The sequence below is a fragment of the Bacillus sp. FDAARGOS_527 genome (assembly GCF_003812125.1).
GTDB lineage: Bacteria > Bacillota > Bacilli > Bacillales > Bacillaceae_G > Bacillus_A > Bacillus_A paranthracis.
In genome coordinates, this window is sequence record NZ_CP033795.1 from 1,402,447 (window position 1) to 1,423,864 (window position 21,418).

The following is a 21,418-nucleotide window of genomic DNA, read 5'->3' on the forward strand; positions in this document are numbered from 1 at the left end:
ATATTCACCTTTCTAGTAAATTAATGTATTAGTTCAATAATCCATAAAATCCAGTAAGCACCTGGTACAAATAGTAGTTGTGCTAATAATGTACCGAAAAGTCTAGAAATCATTAGCCAACCGTACATTTTACTCATAGACTCAGCACCATTCTCTGATTGTAAAGCACGTTCTGTTAAAAGAGCGATGCGTGGATCGAGTAGTACGGTTAATAAAATTGTAGCAAAACCATTTACAAGACCAGAAGCTGTACTTGCGTTTGTTGCATAATCTGGATTTAGAAATGAAGCGTAAAGGGCAGAAAGAACACCTGCTGTATAAATGGCAGTAGCAAACATATTAATAAGCATAATACGTTTTGGAATACCACCAATGCGTAGTCTATGAATCATTTCTAACTTTGGAAAGCGTACATATTTTTTTGTGTACTTTAACTTTTGAATATTATTCGTCTTCATCATTCGAATGAATGAACCATCTGTTTCAAAATTTTGAATGACGTATCCAAATAGTTTTGTCAAAGTTGGATACAGTATAATCGCAAGTAATGTACCGATAGAAGCAGATAATAGAACGAGACGTATAATATGCTCTAAATCAATAGAAGAATCTAGTTTTGCTTCATCGACAATACCACCGATTAAAAAGGCTTGTAGTAAGTTAGATGTTCTAGAAATAAGCAGTACCATTCCTACGACGGATAAGGCAACGGCAATCTTTTTTAAACGTACACCAGCTAATCGAATACTATAAGAGCTAGTTTCAACCGCATGGATAATAATTGTGAAAGCCATTATAAAAATTAACGTAATTGACATTTGTTTCACCAGTTTCTATTAAAATAATTGTAACTTTTTCACTTTACCATATGTATCTTTTTTTGTAACTGAAAGTATGTGACATAGGAAAAGTAATTTTTCAGAAAAAAAGATAATGATAGTATTATAATAGAAGGGAAAGAGGGGAGATCTGTTATAGGTTACTTATAAAGTAAAATGAGTGGGGGATTGAAACGTGTACACAACATATTTATTTGATTTAGATGGAACATTGACGGATCCGAAAGAAGGGATTGTCAATTCAGTATTGTATGCATTAAAAAAGGTTGGCATTGAAGAATTACATATAAGCGAGTTAGATTCATTTATTGGTCCACCCATCCAGCAATCATTTGTAGAGAGATATAATATGAATGAAGGAGAAGTTGAACGAGCTGTTTTTTATTTCAGAGAATATGTAAAGCAACGTGGATTGTTGGAGAATAATGTTTACGAGGGTATTCCAAATCTTTTAAAACAATTAAAAGATACTGGAAATCGTTTATTTATAGCAACTTCAAAGCCTACTATATTTGCTGAACAAGTTGTAGAGCATTTTCAACTAACAAATTATTTCGAAGGTATCATTGGAAGTAATTTAGATGGTACAAGAATAAAAAAAGAAGAAATCATTGCTCATATTTTACAAACAAATGAAGAACTTAATAAAGAAGAAATTGTCATGATTGGAGATAGAAAGCACGATATAATCGGCGCGAATCATAATGAAATTGCATCGATCGGCGTTTTATATGGCTATGGTAGTGAAACGGAATTGACTGAAGTTGGTGCGACTCATATCGTAAATGATGTAAAAGAACTACATCATTTTTGTTTAGAAAATAGTTTGATAAAGAAGTAAATATAGAGACTAATAATCCCTTTATAACGTATGATGATGAAATCGTTTTTTGTTTAAAGGGATTTTTCATATGTAATCGAATACTTATAATTAGACATTTTTAGCATGAAAAATTTGTATGAATAAGAGGAGGGATGTCAGAATCAAAAGATTAGTAGTAGAAGTTTATCAATAAAAGTTTGAATCTTCTGTTAAAGGAGGGGTATAATTGGAGCTAGTTATTATATTATTAGCACTTAGTTTACTTATGTTTGTAGCTTATAGAGGCTTTTCTGTTATTTTATTTGCACCGATTTTTGCTTTATTTGCAGTGTTTTTGACAGAGCCTAGTTTTGTATTACCTTTCTTTTCGAATATTTTTATGGAGAAAATGGTAGGTTTTATTAAACTATATTTTCCTGTATTTTTACTCGGGGCAATATTTGGGAAAGTAGTAGAAATGTCAGGAATTGCGGACTCAATTGCAAAGACAATTATAGAGTTAGTTGGTGAAAAACGTACAATATTAGCAATTGTATTAATGGGTGCTATTTTAACGTATAGTGGTGTTAGTGTGTATGTAGTAGTGTTTGCCGTATATCCGTTCGCAGCTAAGTTGTTTCGACAAGCGAATATTCCAAAACGTTTAATTCCTGGAACAATCGTTCTTGGAGCGGTCACGTTTACGATGGATGCGCTACCTGGATCACCACAAATTCAAAACGTAATACCTACAACGTTTTTTAAAACAGACATTTATGCTGCGCCGATACTTGGTATTGTAGGGGCAATTTTTGTACTTACGTTAGGTTTACTATATTTAGAGAGTAGACGTAAGAAGGCGAAAGCAGCTGGAGAAGGATATTTTGGTTTTAACGATGGGAATACGGAAATGGCAGCTTCTTTACAAGTAGAACAAAAAGATATGCCGTTACTGAAAAGCCTTGAAATTACAAGAGCACAGCAAGTAATTGCTTTTATACCACTTGTTTTAGTAGGTGTAATGAATAAAGTTTTTACTATCATGATACCGAAGTGGTATCCGAATGGTTTTGATTTTTCTACAATTGGTATGAAAGCATTTGGAAAAGTAGAATTAAGTGCAGTAGTTGGAATTTGGTCGGTAGAATTGGCACTTATAATAGGTATTGTAACAACGTTATTATTATATTGGAAACGAGTCGTAACAGGATTTCAAGCTGGATTGAATACAAGTATTGGCGGAGCGTTACTTGCGACAATGAATACAGGAGCTGAGTTTGGTTTTGGTGGTGTCATCGCCGCACTTCCAGGTTTTGCGATTATGAGAGATGGCATTTCTGCCACATTCACAAACCCTCTCGTGAATGGAGCAGTCACGACGAATATTTTAGCCGGTATTACAGGCTCTGCATCAGGAGGAATGGGAATCGTTTTAAGTGCAATGGGAGATAAGTTTATTGCAGCGGCTCATCAATTTGATATTCCGTTAGAAGTAATGCATCGTATCGTATCAATGGCATCAGGCGGAATGGATACACTACCACATAACGGAGCTATCATTACTATTCTTACAGTAACTGGATTAACTCATAAACAGTCATATAAAGATATATTTGCAATTACAGTTTTGAAAACGCTTGCTGTATTTTTAGTTATCGCGTTCTATACTTTAACAGGGATTTATTAAATAGATATTTTATAGACGAAAACATGAATTAGGGAAAGAAGGGGTGGAGTAGTTGCAAGAAGTTGCTTAGTTTCGTATGCCGAAGTCTGTATTATATGGAAGAAATTCGCTTGAAAAACTGGGGGAACAATCCAAGAAATTCGGGAAAAGAGCGTTTATAGTTACGGATACAATTATGGAGAATTTAGGATATGTTGAGAGGTGTATACAACAACTAAATACGAAAGGGATTACTGTTATTACATATAATAAAGTAAATGCTGAGCCTACAAATATACACGTGTTAGAGGCGCTAACTATTTGTAAAGAAGAAAAGTGTGATTTTATTATCGGTCTTGGTGGTGGAAGCTGTATTGATGCAGCAAAAGCAGTTGCGGTGTTATATACAAATGGCGGAGAAGTGGAAGATTATGTCCAAAAGGATAGGGAAATAGACAATGATCCGCTACCACTTATTGCAATTCCAACAACTTCGGGTACTGGGTCAGAAGTAACAAGTGTAGCAGTAATTACGAATAAACGAACAGATGTAAAAATGATGATGAAGCATCCGAGTTTTACCCCGCAAGTAGCGATTATTGATCCGATTTTAACACGTTCTGTACCACCTCATATTACAGCAGCAACAGGGATCGATGCATTATGTCATGCAGTCGAAGCATATATTTCTAAAGTTTCACAATCACTTACAGATGTACTCGCTCTTTCAGCAATTGAAAGTATTATGAAATATTTACGTATTGCTTATGAAGATGGGGAGAATATGGAGGCAAGAGAAGCGATGATGATTGCTTCCTTACAAGCTGGAATTGCATTTTCAAACGCATCTGTTACGTTAGTTCATGGAATGTCGAGGCCAGTTGGGGCATTATTTCATGTACCACACGGTATATCAAATGCAATACTATTACCTACAGTTTTAGAATATACAAAAGGTAGTGCGGTAAAAAGATTAGCGGAGATTGGCCGCTGTTTAAATAAAGATTTGTATTCCTATTGTGATGAAGAAGTAGCCGACTACACGCTGATGGAAATAAAAAAACTTTGTTTTGATCTTCGTATTCCAAATTTAAAAGAATACGGAATTGGTGAAGTTGAATTTGAAAAAGCTATTTCTAAAATGGCGTCAGATGCAATTGAAAGTGGAAGTCCAGCAAATAACCCACGTGTGCCATCATATGATGAAATTAAACAGTTGTATCGAGAATGTTTTCATTATCGATATGAAGATTCTATAAAAACATTAGGTAATTAATTTCAGAATATTCTTATAAAATTTCCTTGGAAATAGTTAAAGCAAGACTTTATATTTCAAATGTAAAGTCTTGTTTTATTATGTATAATATACATAATAAAATGTCGTGATTATCTTGAATAAATAGTATAAGGTGGGTGGTTATGAAAACGATAGGTCTTATTGGTGGTATGAGTTGGGAATCAACTGCTGAATATTATCGAATTATAAATGAAGAAATAAAAAGTAGATTAGGTGGGTTACATTCAGCTAAATGTTTAATTAATAGTGTAGACTTTGAAGAGATTGAAGGATTCCAGTCTAGCGGTGATTGGGATAGTGCAGGAGAAATTCTAGGGAATGCAGCATATTCATTACAAATGGGAGGCGCAGACTTTATTATTATTTGCACAAATACAATGCATAAAGTAATTGAGAAAATAAAGAAGAATATTCATATTCCAGTTTTACATATCGCAGATGCAACTGCGAAAGAAATGAAAAGAAAAGGTATTCAAACTGTTGGTTTACTTGGAACAAAATATACAATGGAGCAAGATTTCTATAAATCACGTATTAAAGAGAATGATATAAAAGTCATAGTGCCATTAGAAAAAAATAGAGAAAAAATAAACGAAGTCATATATACAGAATTATGTTTAGGAAAAATCGTATCTCAATCCAGAGAGTATTATAAAACAGTTATAGAAGATTTAGTGCAAAAAGGCGCACAGGGTATCATTTTAGGATGTACAGAAATAGGATTATTAATAAAGCAGGAAGACGTATCCATTCCAATATTCGATACGACTTATATACATGCAGTTGAAGCAGTTAATTTCGCCGTAGAAAATAGATTATAATTATATTATGTAACCTAATTTGTATATGTGGAAAACATTCAGAAAATATTTTATAATGTAAGTGGTTACATGTAAGGGGGAATGCGTATGTTTTCAGTTCAACCAATCGCATTTGTACATAATGAAAGAAAGGAAATAAAAGACGATGAGTGGGGAGAAGTAAAATCCTATATTACTTTAACGGAAATGTATACAGAAAAAAGTATACAAGGGATTGAAGATTTTTCTCATATTGAAGTAGTTTTTTATTTTCACAAAGTAACTGATGAACAAATTCAATATGTTGCTAGACATCCTAGAAATAATCATGATTATCCTAAAGTAGGGATTTTTGCACAGCGCGGGAAAAATCGTCCGAATCGTATAGGAGCAACAATTGTAAAGGTAATGAAAAGAGAAGGTAAATCAATTATTGTTGAGGGGTTAGATGCTATTGATGGCACCCCTATATTGGATATAAAGCCAATAATGAAAGAGTTTATGCCGAGAGAAGAAATTGTACAGCCTAAATGGGCAACGGATATAATGAGACAGTATTGGAAGGGGAATGGAATAAAATGAGAATATATGAGGCAACAATTGCAGATTTAGATGGACTAGCATCAGTTTTTAATAACTATCGTATGTTTTATAGACAAGATTCCGATCTAGAAGGAGCAAAAGTATTTTTACGAAATCGAATGGAGAGAAAAGAATCCGTTATTTTCGTGGCAGTTGAAGACGGTGAATATATTGGATTCACGCAATTATATCCATCATTTTCTTCTATTTCGATGAAAGAATTATGGATATTAAATGATCTGTTTGTACAAGCCACTAAGCGCGGAGCAGGAACAGGAAAAAAATTATTAGAAGCTGCGAAAGAATTCGCCTTAGAAAATGGTGCAAAAGGTGTAAAATTACAAACAGAGATTGATAATTTATCAGCACAGCGATTATACGCTGAAAATGGATATTTGAGAGATAATCGTTATTTCCATTATGAATTAACGTTTTAAATAATATTAGATGAAAAGAGGCGCTTTCATTTTGAAGGCGTCTCTTTTCATTTGCATTATAGTTGATTTAAAACCCAATTTGTCGCATCTTCAAAGTTTTCTGCAATGTAGTTTGGTTCAATATGTGCCCACTTGTCTCGGTACGTATGTAAAGCGTCGTATCCAGCGCCTGTTCGTACTAAAATTGTTGTCGCATTCACTTTTGCTCCTGCAACGATATCAGTCCAGCGATCACCAATTACAGCACATTGTGTTAAATCAAGCCCGTGTTTTTCAGCTGCTTGTAGCAGCATGCCTGTATTTGGTTTACGACATTCGCAACCATCACCGTGTTTATGAGGACATACATAAATATCATCAAAACCGAAGCCTTCTAATTCTTGTACAAAATCGGCTACAGTTGCTATCCCATCCGCGATACCTGGCTGGTTTGTAAAAGAGAAAATTTTTATATGATTAGCTTTTAGTTTTTGTAGAGCTACTTTTGTAAAAGGGAATAATGTAAAGGATCCTGGGTAATGTATGGTAGTATCGCCACCAATTGTACCGTCACGATCAATGAAAATTGCTTGAATGTTTGTCATAGTTATAGTCCTTTCAATTAACAAGTAGTTTAAAAATGTTTTACAAATCGATATCCATTCACTTCATATCCTAATTTTTTGTAAAAAGGATGAGCTTCTACTCTTTTTATTCCACTAACTAGCCATGTGCCAATGCAATTATGCTTCTTTGCTAATTGCTCAGCATAATCCATTAATACTTGCCCAATGCCTTTCCGGCGTATTGTAGAATCAACGCTAATAATTGAAATTTCCCCATAACGAGTTACATCTTCTAAATTTTCACGTATACGAAACCCAAGTAATCCAAATATAGTTTCTTCTTCCTCATAAACATATAAAAAATCAAAAGGACTCATTTGTACGAATTGCAATCGGTTGTTCATATCTTCATAGGAAATAGAGGAACCTTTTAATTCTTTCGTCAAAGAGCAAAGCGCATCTATATCGTCTATCGTAGCTTCACGAATTTGAAAAGACATATTATCCACTCCAATTAAATGTAATCAAACATTAAGTATTCTGTTAAAAAATATTTATTCCTGCTATGAAAGTAAATATTTTATAATGATATATAGATAGTTATATGTTATTCTTTTCCTAGTTTGTATTGGAAATGGAAAGAAGGGGAATGTATGTTAGAAGTAAATATCCGTTCTGCTGGATATGAAATAGGTGAAAAAACAATTCATGATATTGCCTTTTCGATTGAGCAAGGCGAATTAGTTGCTCTTATTGGCGCAAATGGTGCCGGGAAAAGTACGACGATTAAAACGATGCTCGGGTTACTTATAAATGTGGATGGTGAAATATCATTTGGCGAGAAGAAAAATCCGTATGCATATGTGCCAGAACACCCGACATATTATGATTATTTGACGCTTTGGGAACATATTGAATTATTAATGGCAGCTCGCGAGAACGAAGCCGGAAGCTGGGAACGGAAAGCTGAAGAGTTATTACATCTGTTTCGAATGGATAAGCATAAACATGAGTATTTATCAAAGTTTTCTAAAGGTATGAAACAAAAATCGATGCTTATATTAGCGTTTTTAACAGAACCAGATTTTTATATCATTGACGAACCTTTTATCGGACTAGATCCAGTAGCTACGAAAGAGTTTTTAAGTTATTTATATAAAGAAAAAGAACGCGGGGCAGGAATTTTACTTTGTACGCACGTATTAGATACAGCTGAAAGAATTTGCGAAAGATTTTTACTCATCTCTCAAGGTACATTAGTCGCAGATGGCCATTTAGAGGCAATTCAAACGTTAGCAGAAATGCCAGGAAGTTCATTATTAGATTGTTTTGATGTAATCGTAAGGCGTGAACAGCATGATTAAAAAACAATTTTATAAAAGATTACGCCATGAACTGGGGCGCAAATGGAAGTCCATACGTTCTATAACTGATTGGACGGTTGCGCTATATATTATTATTCCGGCACTTATATTTATGGGAATTTATTATCGCTCACTATGGATGGAGGAACTATCGATAGGAGAGACGGTTTATTTTGGATTAGGCCTACTCGCATTTTATGTGATTACATATGCAAGAGGAGTTCGCTCATTTTTTGAGCAAGCGGATAGTTTATTTTTAATTTCGTATCCTGCTCACATGCAAAAGTTAATCCAGTATGGCATGACATATACGTTTATTCGAATAGCAATAACGAATGTAGTAGTTGTTGTTGCGATGTTACCAGTGTTGATGAAAAGTATTGGAGTGACGAAGATACAAGTCGTATTAATTTGGCTATTCTTTACTATATTTCGATTTATGTTGTCGTTATTAACGAGATTTATTCATGTACGTGTGGGGAAGCGATGGTTACTATGGATTATAAAAAATGTAATATTTTCTATAAGTCTATCCTTTTTTGGATTGAGTTTGTTTCTTATTTATAAAAATCCATTGTATTCTATACTAAGTATCGGTCTAGCAATGTTTCTAATTATCATATTGATAAAAGAAAAATTAAATTATAAAAATTGCTTTTTTAAAGAAGTTGAGAGAGAAAAAGAAGAAAGTATGCGCTGGACGAGTGGGATTATGCAAGTTGGTGGTCATGCAGCTAAACCGAGTAGTTCGAATAAAAAGCCGTGGATGTTTCCGCGTTCTAAAAAGTTTTTAGGAAAGAAAACGGATTATCGTATTGTTGAATCCTTTTTAAAAGAATTTTTCCGTACAAGTAGTGCACGAATATTTTATATTCAAATTGTATGTATAAGCACTGTCAGTATTATTATGAGTCCGAAATGGATCGCCGCTATTATTCTTGCATTTGCTTTATTTGCAATTTCCCGTTATGCGCGCGACTATTGGAATGAGTTTACGAACAAAATGTTTCTTCATTTATATTGTGATGAAGGCAAATTACTCTTGTTAAGATGGAAGACAAATCGCTATTTATTACTTCCAGTAATACTTTTGTATGGAATAGTTATACTTTCTCATTTTTATTTATTGCCAGCTGTAATTGCCGGGATTATTTTTATAGTATTAATTGGTTGGATAGTATTCTTACCATAGAAAAAAGAGCCGAAAAAGGGCTCTTTTTTCTAATCCGTAACACATTGATAAATAAAATATACTAAAACGAGTATGCTTGCGGCGGAATACATGGCATCTAAAGTCATCGGATCTCCTCCTCATTGTTGTTGTATTTTATTGTATGAAATCTTACAATTTCATATTCAAGTGAAAAATATGTGAACGTTAACAAAATTGTAAAGTGCAAAAATTACAATCATTTTGTATAATAGAGGAAACAACCGTTATATAAAATATAATGAGTGAAAGGGGAGGAAACATACATGCCAAATTGGTTTAGAAAAACCTTAGTCGCATTAATTACCGTATTTACATTTGGTTTAGTGACGCCTCCTTCCATATTGCTTGATAATGCCAAAGCTGCGGACAAGCCTACGAGCACAGCTGGGCAACAAAATTTGGAGAGTACGTCCTATACATATGAAGAAACGAATGACAGGTTAACCACCGATACTTTTATTACGTATGCAATGCAAGAAGCAGAGAAGCAGTCGATGCAAAAATTTGGGACTAAAATTGGTCCGGTAATTGAAGATGAATTTAAAGATGTAATATTACCAAAAATTGAAGAGGCAATTGCTGAACTAGCAAATGATGTGCCAGAAGAATCGCTACAATCATTAGCGATTTCTCAAAAACCAGCGGGTGGAAATAATGAAAAGATTTTTCACGTTTACGATACGAAAACAGGAAATGACTTATTGCGTTTCCACGTAAGAAGAGATCATCCACCGCAAGATGGGTATTATTTTAATTTCCACTATCACCGTTTTGATGATGGGTACTCCGGACATCATGAGTTGGGAAATATTTATTGGAATACGAATGTGCCGCCAAAATGGCTTTCTTAAAAAGAACAAGAGAAATCTTGTTCTTTTTTTATGTTTATAGAAGGGTAAGACGACTATGTTGTTGAATAAAATAGGTTTAGAAAAAGAAGTAAAGGGAGTAGGACAATGCAAAAATATATTGTTTTTGACTTTGATGGCACATTAGTAGATTCACAAAATATATTTGTACCAATTTATAATCAACTTGCTGAAAAGCACGGATATAAAACGGTAAGGGAAGAAGAAATTGAGTATTTACGTAAATTAACGATGCCAGAAAGATGTAAACAACTTGATGTACCGCTGTATAAACTACCAATATTAGCGCTGGAGTTTTATAAATTGTATCAACCTGCCATAAAAGATCTTATTTTGTTCCATGGGATGAAGGAAGTATTAGATGAACTACATAAAAAAGGTTACGGAATTGCAGTCATATCATCGAACTCAGAAGAGCACATTCGGGCATTTTTACACAATAATGATATAGAAAATATACAAGAAGTGTATTGTTCTAAAAATTTGTTCGGTAAAGATAAAATGATTAAAAGGTTTTTAAAATCGAAAAAGATAACGGAGAAAGATATGTTATACGTCGGTGACGAACAGCGAGACGTAGCAGCGTGTAAAAAGGCTGGGGTGAACGTAATATGGGTATCTTGGGGATATGATGTCATTGAAACAGTGAAAAAAGATGCACCAGATTATATGGTTCATAAGCCGATAGAAATTGTGCAAGTAGTACAAGGAGCGTATTCTTAATATGAATACAATGCGAGCAGGTATTCATCATATTGAATTTTGGGTAAAGGATTTAGAGGAATCCATTTCTTTTTATGATATGTTATTTTCAATAATTGGGTGGAGAAAGTTAACTGAAGTATCATATAGTACGGGAGAAAGTGAAATATATTTTAAGGCAGTAGAGGAGGAAATCGTAAGGACTTTAGGACCAAGACATATTTGTTACCAAGCTATTAAAAGAGAAGTTGTTGATGAAATAGCAAATTTTCTTTCTAGTACGCAAGTTAACGTAATACGTGGTCCGATTGAAATGAATCATTATTCGGAAGGGTACTATACGATTGATTTTTATGATCCGAATGGGTTTATTATAGAAGTAGCTTACACACCAAATGTAGAAATGTAAGGGGAATAAAAATGAAAACAATGACAGCATGGCAAAATAATATAAAAATAGTAAAAGATGCAGTGGGTATTGAGGAAATTTCCAAAGGTTTTTCACCTGATAAGAAATATATCATTACGAGTGCAAATAATGAAAAATATTTATTACGGACGGGAGATATAAAAGAGTATAAAAGAAAGAAAATAGAGTTTCAAATTTTAAATGAAATGCAAAACCGTAGTGTGCAAGCACAAAAACCAATTGTAATGGGTTTGTTGGCAGAAGAAGGTTTATGCTATGGCATTTTTTCGTATTTAGAAGGGGAGGATGCGAAGAAGCTATTGCCTACGTATTCACCAAAAGAACAATATGAAATTGGTATAGAGGCAGGAAAAGATTTAGCAAAAATGCATACATATGAAGCTCCTAATGATATACTTCCATGGTATGAAAGAGCAATGAAAAAACATAGTAAATATTTAGAGGCATATAAAACATGTGGAATAAACATAAAAAATGATGATAAAATCATAAAGTTTATTGAAGAAAATGAAATATCTTTAAAGAACCGCCCCAATCGATTTCAACACGATGATTTTCATTTAGAAAATATAATTGTACGGGATGGAAAATATGTAGGTGTTGTTGATTTTAATGGCTACGACTGGGGCGACCCACTTCATGATTTTGTGAAAATTGCACTGTTTGCAAGGGACATTAGTATTCCGTATTCAATCGGACAAATAGAAGGATACTTTAATAGAAAAATACCAGAGGAATTCTGGAAATTATACACGGTGTACGTTGGTATGACAGTTTTCTCCTCAGTTGTCTGGACATTACGAGCAGCGCCGCATATGTTAGATGATATATTAGAGCGCCTTACTATAGTTTTAGAGGATCATAATAACTTTGAGTTATCGAAGCCAATTTGGTTTCAACCAGATAAGATTGATATGAAATAGAAAAGGTAGGTGTGATTCGCACCTACCTTTATTTTTTACCATCAAAATACTTATTTAATTTTCTTAAATGTAAGCGGCTGAGTACTTAATGTAGCTGGTACATGTAACTGAAGGGAAGGGAATTCACCGTTCACACTCATTTCATATGCAAATAATAGATTCATCTTCATTTGGAATAAATCAACTTTTGCAGAGAAGATGTCGTAATGATGATGTGTTAATTGAATGTCCATTTCCATGAATTGCACAAATAATGAATCATCACGCTCGTATACTTGTAATGTTCCGTATGCCGGATGTTCGAAAGTACCAGTATAATCCTCTAATTTATGAGAAGGTGTAGTTTCTTTAATTTGTTCTGGAATGGATTCAGTTGCTTCTTTCATCATTTCCTTCATTTTTTCAGTATCTTCTACAGCGCGTTTATGCCAATCAATGGATTCTAATTCAAGTAGTTCGTCATAAATTTGATTAGCGAGATAAGTAGGCAGTAATGTGCCTCCAGCATTCGTTAAAATGACAAGGCCGATGTTTTCTGTTGGTATGAAAGAAACAAGCGCTGAAAATCCATCAATATTACCGCCGTGATGAATCACCTTATTCCCACGATAAGCGCTAATAAACCAACCAAGCCCATAACTATTTAATGGAGATTCAGGAAGTGATAAAACTGGTTGATCTGGAATGGAATTGTGCGGTATATACATTTGTTGTAATAATTCAAAGGAGATTAATTCATGATCTCCAAATTTACCTTTGTTTAAGTGAAGAAGGACCCAATTGGCCATATCTTCAATTGTAGAATTAATACATCCAGCAGCTCCGACTGTATCGATGTTATGGAATGGAACTTCTTTTATTTCACCTTCATTTTCAACGTAAGGTAAAGCATAATCATCTGTAGTTTGTGAATCTGTAACAGAGAAATTTGTATGTCTCATATTTAAAGGATCTAAAATATGTTCTGTAGCGTATTGCTCCCACGTTTGATTTGTAATGTTTTCAACAATGTAGCTAATTGTTGCATACATTAAGTTGTTATAAAGAAATGCTGTGCGGAACGGTGCATCAAGTGGTAAATGTTTTATTTTTTCAACGAGGTCTTTTCGAGATAAGGAAGAGCTATACCAAAGAGCATCATGACGACTTACCCCAGTGCGATGAGAAGCTAAATCTCGTCCTGTAACTTGTGAGCTAGCAAGTAGTTCAGATAAAGAGAAGTTAGGTATATAAGACTGGACAGGAGTATCCCAATTAAACTTTTTTTGCTGTGCTAACAAACATAATGAAAGTGTGCCAAAAGCTTTCGTTGAGGAACCGATTGCGAACAAAGTACGCGGTGTAACAGGGTCTTTTGTGTCTAAATTACGATAGCCAAAGCCTTCTGAAATAATGACTTCACCGTCTTTTATAACAGCTACAGCAGCGCCAGGAACCTTTAAATCCTTCATCATTTTTTCAACAGTTGTTTGCAAAGAAGATATAACAGGAGTTTCAATTTTAGACATACTTCTAACCTCCAAATATAAATTTTGTTCTACCGCACAATACTTTCGGTAATAGAAAATAAAAACCTTTTTAATTATGGAAAGTTAATAATTTTGTAAGGATGAATAAAATTATTATTTATTTAGAATTTTATTTTTATTATAATTAATTTAAATTAAGATTTAGAAAAGATGGTGAAGAAGTGTGCTAACAATAAAAAAATTGCTCTGTGATAATAAAAATAATCCGATAGGTATAGATTCGAAAGTTGTTAAAATTAGTTGGCAACTCGAGTCGAGTAAACGAAATGTAAAACAACTTGCGTATCAATTGCAGGTTGCGAAGGATAAAGAGTTTCAAACTATAGTATTCGATTCACAGAAGGTAGAAACAGATCAAAGTTTATATATACCAATCAATTCGTTTTCATATAGTACGGAAACACGTTATTTTTACCGAGTGAAGGTATGGGATACTCATGAAGAAGAATCACCTTGGTCAGAAGTAGCATTTTGGGAGACCGGATTACAAGGGCAAGGTAACTGGAGCGGAAAATGGATTGCTGCGAAAAAAGAACGCACGCAAGTTATGTCCTTTCATAAAAGCTTTTCTATTAAAAAATTAGTTAAAAAAGCACGTTTATATATGACTAGTTTAGGATTATACGAGGCTTCTATAAATGGAGAGCGTATTGGAGATTGTTATTTTACCCCTGGATGGACAAGTTATGATAAAAGGATATTGTATCAAACATATGATATAACGCATGTATTAAAGATTGGGTATAATGATATTTCTACTCTGGTAGGTAACGGCTGGTATAAAGGGCCGATTACTATGCAGCATGTACGTAATTATTACGGGAAAAGACGTGCGATAATTGCTCAAATACATATAACATATGAAGATGGAACGAAAGAAAAAATTGTAACAGATGAAACATGGAAAGTAATGCCAAGCCCTATTTTGTATTCGGAAATATATGAAGGGGAGGTTTATGACGCTAGGCTAGAAGAAAGTGATCAAAAGCTAGAAGATGTTGAAGCAATTGTGCATTCTAAACAAATAATTGTTGCACAAGAAAATGAAGCAATTCGTAAAATGAAAATTATAAAACCAATCGCTATTTCAAAACTACCCAATCATGAATGGCTTATTGATATGGGGCAAAATATGGTAGGTTGGGTTCGGTTTAAAGTCCGTCATGTTTATACTGGACAAAAGATAGAATTGCATCATGCTGAAATATTAAATAAAGACGGTAGCTTTTATACTGGGAATCTCCGAAAGGCAAAACAAAAAATAGTGTATATAGCAAAAGGAGAGGAAGAGGAAACGTTTGAACCTCATTTTACCTATCAAGGCTTTAGGTATGTGAAAATAAGTGGATTAACCCAGCCCCCTCAAATAGCAGATTTTGAAGGGGTTGTATTACATACAGATATGGAAAAAGCGACTGAATTTGAAACGTCTAATCCATTAATCAATCAACTGCATCAAAATGTGGAATGGTCTCAAAGAGGGAACTTTTTTGATGTGCCAACAGATTGTCCGCAGCGAGATGATCGACTTGGATGGACAGGAGATGCACAAATGTTTATTGGGACAGCTACGCAAATTATGAATGTGCAATTGTTCTTTAAAAAATGGCTCCAAGACTTATCATTAGATCAAAATGTGAATGGAGCTGTGCCGTTAGTTATTCCAGATGCATTTGGGAAAAGAGCGGATTTTGATTTACATACTTCTGGCGGTTGGGGCGATGCAGCAATTATTTGTCCATGGGTTCACTATTTACATTACGGAGATGTATCCATTTTAAAAGAGCAATATGACAGTATGAAGAAGTATATAGATTACATACGTTCACAAGGTGAAAATGAGTATTTATGGGATACAGGCTATCATTTAGGGGATTGGCTCGCATTAGATACGAAACCTGATGTATATGAAGGCGGAACAGACAAGCATTTTATTGCGACAGCTTATTACGCGTATTCTACATCGCTTTTACGAAAGGTTGCTGAGATTTTAGGTAAAAATACAGATGCTAAGTTTTATGCTGAGCTACATGGAAATATTGTTCAAGCGTTTCAAAATGAATTTGTTACACCGAATGGTAGGTTAATTTCAAATACCCAAACAGCCCACATATTAGTACTTCTTTTTGAACTAGTGAAAGATAATGTGAAGGAGAAAGTATTTAATCGATTAATTGAGCTTTTAAAAGCAAATAAAAATCATTTAACAACAGGTTTTATAGGAACACCGTATTTAAATTTAATATTAAGCAAGTTTAACCGTCATGACCTTGCTTGTAAGCTTCTATTTCATGAAGATTATCCATCATGGTTATACCAAGTGAAACGAGGTGCCACAACGATTTGGGAACATTGGGATGGTGTGAAAGAGGATGGAACCCTTTGGAATGATAGTATGAATTCGTACAATCATTACGCATATGGTTCTATCGTTGAATGGATATACCGATATATTATTGGATTAGAAGTGGATGAAACAAAACCAGCATATAAACATTTTTATATTCAGCCTCATTTTAATTCTAATCTAGATTGGGTTTGTATTAAGCGTGAAACAGCATATGGGGAAATTAAAATTGATTGGCATGTAGAACATGGACAAGCAGTATTAAACGTTGATGTGCCAACAAATACATCTGCTACATTACGAATAGTGGAAGATGATTGGAGGTCAAGTGATATGCCTGAAATGAAATTAGGTTCAGGCGCATATGAATTTAGATTTTGTAAGAACATACAGAAGTAGAATTTTGTTAAGTATAGAAATGTTTTTTTATAAATTTAGTTTGTTCAATCTGTTAGCATTAAATTTATGATAAAATCCATATAGACTAGAGATTTGAAAGAAGGTTTTTCTACATATGAAACATGCTGAAAATGAATACTTAAATTTATGCCGCCATGTAATGGAGCATGGTACGAAGAAAGAAGATCGTACAGGGACAGGCACTGTATCTGTATTTGGTTATCAAATGCGTTTTGATCTAAGTAAAGGTTTTCCTTTATTAACGACAAAGAGGGTGCCATTTCGCCTTGTAGCAAGTGAATTGCTTTGGTTTATGAAAGGCGATACAAATATTCGTTATTTATTGCAGCATAATAACAACATTTGGAATGAATGGGCATTTAAGAGTTGGGTAGAAAGTGACGAGTATACGGGTCCTGACATGACTGATTTCGGTCTTCGCTCACAACAAGATGAGGAATTTAAAGTTCAGTACGATGAGCAAATGGAATTGTTTAAAAAGAACGTTTTAGAAGATGATGATTTCTCAAATAAATATGGTTATTTAGGAGACGTATACGGTAAGCAGTGGCGTGCTTGGAAAACGACAGCTGGTGAGACGCTTGATCAATTAAAAGATGTAATTGAAATGATAAAAAAAACGCCAGATTCACGTCGCCTAATTGTATCTGCTTGGAATCCTGAAGATGTACCAAGTATGGCATTACCACCTTGTCATACGTTATTCCAATTTTATGTAGCAGATGGCAAACTTTCTTGTCAGCTATATCAAAGAAGTGGTGATATATTCCTTGGAATTCCATTTAACATTGCAAGTTACTCGTTACTAACACATTTAATTGCACATGAATGCGGACTTGAAGTGGGAGAATTTGTTCATACAATTGGAGATGCCCACATTTATACGAATCATTTTGAGCAAGTAGAAAAGCAATTGGCGCGTGAACCACGTCCGTTCCCAAAACTTACATTAAATCCAGATGTGAAATCTGTGTTTGATTTTGAAATGGAAGATTTAACGATTGAAGGATATGATCCACACCCAGCAATTAAAGCACCGGTTGCAGTGTAATTGTAGAGGAGATGAAAAAATGATAGTTTCATTTATGGTCGCAATGGACGAGAATAGAGTAATTGGTAAAGATAATAATTTACCTTGGCGTTTACCGAGTGAATTACAATATGTAAAGAAAACAACGATGGGTCATCCGCTTATTATGGGAAGAAAGAACTATGAAGCGATTGGTAGACCACTGCCTGGAAGACGTAATATTATTGTAACTCGCAATGAAGGGTATCATGTTGAAGGATGTGAAGTAGCACATTCTATAGAAGAAGTGTTTGAGCTATGCAAAAATGAAGAAGAGATCTTTATTTTTGGCGGAGCACAAATTTATGATCTCTTTTTACCTTACGTAGACAAGTTATATATAACAAAAATCCATCATGCATTTGAAGGAGATACATTCTTCCCAGAAATGGATATGACAAATTGGAAAGAAGTTTTTGTTGAAAAAGGTTTAACGGATGAAAAAAATCCGTATACGTACTATTATCATGTATATGAGAAGCAACAATAGTAAAAAAGATTGATGTGAAAATTCGCATCAATCTTTTTATTTATATCCATCAATATAGGTTTATAGATGAGATTCGATAGTGCTATAATGAAAGGTAGCATGTGAAAATGCTAAAATTTTCAAGAGTATTAAGAGAGAAAGAGGAGGAGAATCGATTGAGAAAGATATGGGGGATTCTTTTTCTTTGCTTAACATTCATGTTAGTCGGATGCGGTAAAGAAGAAAAACCACAAGAAGCATTTGATACATATGCAAAAGCATGGAATAAACAAAAATTTGCAGAAATGTATGATCAACTATCAGAAAAGGCAAAAAAAGATATTTCAAAGAAAGAGTTCACTGAGAAATATGAAAAAATTTATTCTGGCATTGAAGTGAAAGACTTAAAAGTAGAAGCAGGAGAAGTAAAAGAAGATAAAAAAGATGAAGGTCCTGTTCCTTTTAAAGTAAGTATGGATACTGTTGGTGGTAAAATCAATTTTGCCCATGAAGCAAAAATGGTGAAAGAAAAGGATGGAGATAAAGAATCTTGGAAAATAGATTGGACTCCTGATTTTATATTCCCAGGTATGACGAAAGATAGTAAAGTGCGTATGCAAACGACAGAGCCGAAGCGCGGAGAAATATATGACCGTAACGGTAAATATCTTGCGGTAAATGGTAAAGCTTCTGAAATCGGATTGATTCCTGAAAAATTAGGGGATGCAGCTCCGCAAACGAAAGAAACGGTAGCGAAGTTACTAAATATGTCTATCGAAGAAATTGACCAAAAACTAGCAGCTAAATGGGTAAAACCAAATTACCTTGTACCAATTGGAATATTGCCTGAAGGAGCAACACAAAATACGTACATAGATTTACCTGGTGTTGCAACAAAGCCAGTAAATGTTCGCTCATATCCATTAGGAGAAGAAGCCGCACATCTTACTGGCTATATTGGAAAAGTGAATGCTGAAGATTTAAAAACGTTACAAAAGAAAGGTTATCAAGCAGATGATCCAGTAGGTAAAGCTGGTTTAGAGCAAGTACTGGAAGAAAAGCTACGCGGTAAAAAAGGTGGTCGTGTCTTCGTAGAAGATGCACAAGGGAAAGAAATTAAAAATTTAGCAAAAACAGATGCTGTTGATGGAGAAAATGTAACTTTAACGATTGACAGTGCAGTTCAAAGCGAAATTTATAATGAAATGAAAAATGAGGTAGGATCAAGTGCAGCAATTAATCCAAAGACTGGAGAAACACTTGCACTTGTGAGCACACCAGCTTATAACCCAAATACCCTTACAAGAGGGGCGTCAAAAGCGCAACGTGATGCGGTAAATAATGATCCGAAAAAACCGATGACGAATCGATTTACACAATTATCAGTTCCAGGTTCTGTATTTAAACCAATTACAGCAGCAATTGGTCTTGAAACGAAAACGATTGATCCAAAAGAAGAGTTAAAAATTGAAGGATTAAAATGGACAAAAGATTCTTCTTGGGGTAATTATTATGTAACGCGTGTAAAAGATGCAAATCCGATTGATTTTGATAAGGCGATGAAATACTCGGATAATATTTACTTCGCACAAGAAGCTTTAAAAATCGGAAAAGACAAGTTTATGAGTGAAGCGAAAAAATTCGGATTCGATGAGAAACTACCAATTGAATATGGATTCCCAGCTTCTAAAATCGCAAATGATAGTATTAAAAATGATATTCAAATGGCAGACACAGGTTATGGACAAGGGCAAGTATTAATGACGCCACTCCATCTAGCATTAACGTACGCACCAATTGTTAATGAAGGAAACATACCTTCCCCATATATTATTAGAACAGATAAGCAACCGAAAGTTTGGAAAGAGAATGTAATTTCAAAAGGCAATCAGGATATATTAAAAACTGCTATGACGAAAGTAATTAATGATCCAGATGGTACTGGGAAAATTGCTAAAATTGATGGCATGACTCTTGCTGGAAAAACAGGTACAGCGGAATTAAAAGTATCAAAAGAGGCTGAAGGAAAAGAACTAGGCTGGTTCGCTGCATTTGATTTAAATTCACCAGATATGGTTATTACTATGATGATTGAAGATGTAAAAGGTAGAGGCGGAAGTAATATTCCAGCTGAAAAAGTAAAACATGTATTTCAAAAATAATATGTAATAAAAGGTTAGCTCTATAATTTGTAGAGCTAGCCTTTTTCTATGAAAGAATTCTTAATATCTATATACTGAATTTTAAGGAAACAAAATAAATCATTAACTTACGAAAAAAAAGTAGCTATTTTTTATTGACATCGAATGAAACTTTTTGTATTATACTTACATAAGGTAAGTTATTTACTTTCAAATTATAAATCTCAAATTAAAGATAAAATGTAGAAAAGGGAGAGAATACAATGACAAAAGTACTATTTATTACAGCAAATCCAAATTCAGCAGAAGGTTCTTTCGGAATGGCAGTAGGGGAAGCATTCATCGAAGCTTATAAAAACGAACATCCACAAGATGAAGTTGTAACAATTGATTTATTCAATACTACAGTACCAGCAATCGATGCAGATGTATTCGCTGCTTGGGGTAAATTTGCAGCAGGTGAAGGATTTGAAGCTTTAACTGAAGCTCAACAACAAAAAGTTGCAGCAATGAACACAAACTTAGAAACATTTATGAATGCAGATCGTTATGTATTTGTAACTCCAATGTGGAACTTTAGCTACCCACCAGTAGTAAAAGCATACTTAGACAACGTAGCAATCGCAGGTAAAACATTCAAATATACTGAAAATGGTCCAGTTGGCTTATTAGAAGGTAAAAAAGCACTTCACATTCAAGCAACAGGTGGCGTATATTCTGAAGGAGCATACGCAGCTGTAGACTTCGGACGCAATCACTTAAAAACTGTATTAGGATTTGTCGGTGTAAATGATACTGAATATATTGCAGTTGAAGGTATGAATGCAAACCCTGAAAAAGCACAAGAAATTAAAGAAGCAGCAATTGCTAATGCTCGTGAATTAGCAAAACGTTTCTAATATATCATACTTAAAAATGTCCAAGCACTTGTTGTTTGGACATTTTTTCTTCTTTTTCCTTCGTTTGTCTAGTAT

The 21,418-nt window shown here is 34.1% G+C and carries 21 protein-coding genes; 17 read left to right on the forward strand and 4 right to left on the reverse strand.

Going from position 1 to position 21,418, the window contains the following annotated elements:
• Positions 1 to 20: 20 nt before the first annotated feature.
• On the reverse strand, positions 21 to 818 hold the full coding sequence (locus EGX95_RS09600; RefSeq protein ID WP_000028910.1) for a lipid II flippase Amj family protein: 798 nt from the start codon (positions 816 to 818) through the stop codon (positions 21 to 23).
• A gap of 196 nt (positions 819 to 1,014) precedes the next feature.
• On the opposite strand from EGX95_RS09600, the gene EGX95_RS09605 reads away from it, so the two are divergent.
• The 6 genes from EGX95_RS09605 to EGX95_RS09630 all read left to right on the forward strand — a co-directional run bounded on the left by EGX95_RS09605 (position 1,015) and on the right by EGX95_RS09630 (position 6,423).
• On the forward strand, positions 1,015 to 1,680 hold the full coding sequence (locus EGX95_RS09605; RefSeq protein WP_000288837.1) for an HAD family hydrolase: 666 nt from the start codon (positions 1,015 to 1,017) through the stop codon (positions 1,678 to 1,680).
• 208 nt (positions 1,681 to 1,888) lie between these two features.
• Positions 1,889 to 3,328, forward strand: coding sequence for a GntP family permease (locus tag EGX95_RS09610; protein ID WP_000424306.1), 1,440 nt, complete (start codon positions 1,889 to 1,891; stop codon positions 3,326 to 3,328).
• Positions 3,329 to 3,404: 76 nt separating this feature from the next.
• Positions 3,405 to 4,583, forward strand: coding sequence for an alcohol dehydrogenase EutG (gene eutG, locus EGX95_RS09615; RefSeq protein WP_063246717.1), 1,179 nt, complete (start codon positions 3,405 to 3,407; stop codon positions 4,581 to 4,583).
• A gap of 143 nt (positions 4,584 to 4,726) precedes the next feature.
• Complete coding sequence (locus tag EGX95_RS09620; RefSeq protein ID WP_000848550.1) at positions 4,727 to 5,425, forward strand: aspartate/glutamate racemase family protein; 699 nt, start codon at positions 4,727 to 4,729, stop codon at positions 5,423 to 5,425.
• An 87-nt stretch (positions 5,426 to 5,512) separates the two neighbouring features.
• A complete protein-coding gene (locus EGX95_RS09625; RefSeq protein WP_000493236.1) occupies positions 5,513 to 5,986 on the forward strand; it encodes an SAM-dependent methyltransferase in 474 nt (157 codons plus the stop codon).
• The gene (locus tag EGX95_RS09630; protein WP_001223875.1) at positions 5,983 to 6,423 is read left to right on the forward strand and encodes a GNAT family N-acetyltransferase; all 441 of its coding nucleotides are present in this window, start codon (positions 5,983 to 5,985) and stop codon (positions 6,421 to 6,423) included. The genes EGX95_RS09625 and EGX95_RS09630 overlap by 4 nt, the downstream gene beginning before the upstream one ends.
• 56 nt (positions 6,424 to 6,479) lie before the next feature.
• Here EGX95_RS09630 and EGX95_RS09635 read toward each other — a convergent pair whose 3' ends face one another.
• Together EGX95_RS09635 and EGX95_RS09640 are read right to left on the reverse strand one after the other, a co-directional pair.
• Positions 6,480 to 7,007 (reverse strand): HAD-IIIA family hydrolase, encoded by a 528-nt coding sequence (locus EGX95_RS09635; protein ID WP_000181893.1) that lies wholly within the window; start codon positions 7,005 to 7,007, stop codon positions 6,480 to 6,482.
• Positions 7,008 to 7,036: 29 nt separating this feature from the next.
• Positions 7,037 to 7,468 carry a GNAT family N-acetyltransferase gene (locus tag EGX95_RS09640; protein ID WP_000009781.1) on the reverse strand — a complete coding sequence of 144 codons (432 nt, stop codon included), beginning with the start codon at positions 7,466 to 7,468 and terminating at the stop codon, positions 7,037 to 7,039.
• A 153-nt stretch (positions 7,469 to 7,621) separates the two neighbouring features.
• Between EGX95_RS09640 and EGX95_RS09645 the strand changes: the two genes are divergently transcribed.
• From EGX95_RS09645 to EGX95_RS09670, 6 genes are all read left to right on the forward strand, one after another.
• The gene (locus tag EGX95_RS09645) at positions 7,622 to 8,332 is read left to right on the forward strand and encodes an ABC transporter ATP-binding protein (RefSeq protein ID WP_000895243.1); all 711 of its coding nucleotides are present in this window, start codon (positions 7,622 to 7,624) and stop codon (positions 8,330 to 8,332) included.
• Positions 8,325 to 9,524: an ABC transporter permease gene (locus tag EGX95_RS09650; protein ID WP_000592562.1), complete on the forward strand. Its 1,200-nt coding sequence runs from the start codon at positions 8,325 to 8,327 to the stop codon at positions 9,522 to 9,524. The genes EGX95_RS09645 and EGX95_RS09650 overlap by 8 nt, the downstream gene beginning before the upstream one ends.
• A gap of 284 nt (positions 9,525 to 9,808) precedes the next feature.
• Entirely contained in the window at positions 9,809 to 10,396 is a 588-nt protein-coding gene (locus tag EGX95_RS09655; RefSeq protein ID WP_001134414.1) for a YpjP family protein, read from the forward strand.
• Positions 10,397 to 10,501: 105 nt separating this feature from the next.
• Positions 10,502 to 11,137, forward strand: a complete 636-nt coding sequence (locus EGX95_RS09660) for an HAD family hydrolase (protein WP_001174999.1) — start codon at positions 10,502 to 10,504, stop codon at positions 11,135 to 11,137.
• 1 nt (position 11,138) lies between these two features.
• Complete coding sequence (locus EGX95_RS09665) at positions 11,139 to 11,525, forward strand: VOC family protein (protein ID WP_001095149.1); 387 nt, start codon at positions 11,139 to 11,141, stop codon at positions 11,523 to 11,525.
• An 11-nt stretch (positions 11,526 to 11,536) separates the two neighbouring features.
• A complete protein-coding gene (locus EGX95_RS09670; RefSeq protein ID WP_000855703.1) occupies positions 11,537 to 12,469 on the forward strand; it encodes an aminoglycoside phosphotransferase family protein in 933 nt (310 codons plus the stop codon).
• A 50-nt stretch (positions 12,470 to 12,519) separates the two neighbouring features.
• Here EGX95_RS09670 and EGX95_RS09675 read toward each other — a convergent pair whose 3' ends face one another.
• Entirely contained in the window at positions 12,520 to 13,977 is a 1,458-nt protein-coding gene (locus EGX95_RS09675; protein WP_000034304.1) for a serine hydrolase, read from the reverse strand.
• Between the two features lie 184 nt (positions 13,978 to 14,161).
• Between EGX95_RS09675 and EGX95_RS09680 the strand changes: the two genes are divergently transcribed.
• From EGX95_RS09680 to EGX95_RS09700, 5 genes are all read left to right on the forward strand, one after another.
• The gene (locus EGX95_RS09680; protein WP_000955699.1) at positions 14,162 to 16,744 is read left to right on the forward strand and encodes an alpha-L-rhamnosidase; all 2,583 of its coding nucleotides are present in this window, start codon (positions 14,162 to 14,164) and stop codon (positions 16,742 to 16,744) included.
• A 115-nt stretch (positions 16,745 to 16,859) separates the two neighbouring features.
• Entirely contained in the window at positions 16,860 to 17,816 is a 957-nt protein-coding gene (locus EGX95_RS09685; protein ID WP_000679600.1) for a thymidylate synthase, read from the forward strand.
• Between the two features lie 19 nt (positions 17,817 to 17,835).
• Positions 17,836 to 18,324, forward strand: coding sequence for a dihydrofolate reductase (locus tag EGX95_RS09690; protein WP_123805491.1), 489 nt, complete (start codon positions 17,836 to 17,838; stop codon positions 18,322 to 18,324).
• A 155-nt stretch (positions 18,325 to 18,479) separates the two neighbouring features.
• On the forward strand, positions 18,480 to 20,465 hold the full coding sequence (pbpC, locus tag EGX95_RS09695; RefSeq protein ID WP_001227207.1) for a penicillin-binding protein 3: 1,986 nt from the start codon (positions 18,480 to 18,482) through the stop codon (positions 20,463 to 20,465).
• Between the two features lie 242 nt (positions 20,466 to 20,707).
• Entirely contained in the window at positions 20,708 to 21,343 is a 636-nt protein-coding gene (locus EGX95_RS09700) for an FMN-dependent NADH-azoreductase (RefSeq protein ID WP_000170021.1), read from the forward strand.
• The last annotated feature ends 75 nt before the right edge of the window (positions 21,344 to 21,418 follow it).

Bases quoted from the DNA above. Each gene is read 5' to 3' on its own strand.
- EGX95_RS09600 (WP_000028910.1), bottom strand. From the start codon at position 818: ATGTCAATTACGTTAATTTTTATAATGGCTTTCACAATTATTATCCAT.
- eutG (WP_063246717.1), top strand. From the start codon at position 3,405: ATGCCGAAGTCTGTATTATATGGAAGAAATTCGCTTGAAAAACTGGGG.
- EGX95_RS09620 (WP_000848550.1), top strand. From the start codon at position 4,727: ATGAAAACGATAGGTCTTATTGGTGGTATGAGTTGGGAATCAACTGCT.
- EGX95_RS09625 (WP_000493236.1), top strand. From the start codon at position 5,513: ATGTTTTCAGTTCAACCAATCGCATTTGTACATAATGAAAGAAAGGAA.
- EGX95_RS09630 (WP_001223875.1), top strand. From the start codon at position 5,983: ATGAGAATATATGAGGCAACAATTGCAGATTTAGATGGACTAGCATCA.
- EGX95_RS09635 (WP_000181893.1), bottom strand. From the start codon at position 7,007: ATGACAAACATTCAAGCAATTTTCATTGATCGTGACGGTACAATTGGT.
- EGX95_RS09640 (WP_000009781.1), bottom strand. From the start codon at position 7,468: ATGTCTTTTCAAATTCGTGAAGCTACGATAGACGATATAGATGCGCTT.
- EGX95_RS09645 (WP_000895243.1), top strand. From the start codon at position 7,622: ATGTTAGAAGTAAATATCCGTTCTGCTGGATATGAAATAGGTGAAAAA.
- EGX95_RS09650 (WP_000592562.1), top strand. From the start codon at position 8,325: ATGATTAAAAAACAATTTTATAAAAGATTACGCCATGAACTGGGGCGC.
- EGX95_RS09655 (WP_001134414.1), top strand. From the start codon at position 9,809: ATGCCAAATTGGTTTAGAAAAACCTTAGTCGCATTAATTACCGTATTT.
- EGX95_RS09660 (WP_001174999.1), top strand. From the start codon at position 10,502: ATGCAAAAATATATTGTTTTTGACTTTGATGGCACATTAGTAGATTCA.
- EGX95_RS09665 (WP_001095149.1), top strand. From the start codon at position 11,139: ATGAATACAATGCGAGCAGGTATTCATCATATTGAATTTTGGGTAAAG.
- EGX95_RS09670 (WP_000855703.1), top strand. From the start codon at position 11,537: ATGAAAACAATGACAGCATGGCAAAATAATATAAAAATAGTAAAAGAT.
- EGX95_RS09675 (WP_000034304.1), bottom strand. From the start codon at position 13,977: ATGTCTAAAATTGAAACTCCTGTTATATCTTCTTTGCAAACAACTGTT.
- EGX95_RS09685 (WP_000679600.1), top strand. From the start codon at position 16,860: ATGAAACATGCTGAAAATGAATACTTAAATTTATGCCGCCATGTAATG.
- EGX95_RS09690 (WP_123805491.1), top strand. From the start codon at position 17,836: ATGATAGTTTCATTTATGGTCGCAATGGACGAGAATAGAGTAATTGGT.
- EGX95_RS09700 (WP_000170021.1), top strand. From the start codon at position 20,708: ATGACAAAAGTACTATTTATTACAGCAAATCCAAATTCAGCAGAAGGT.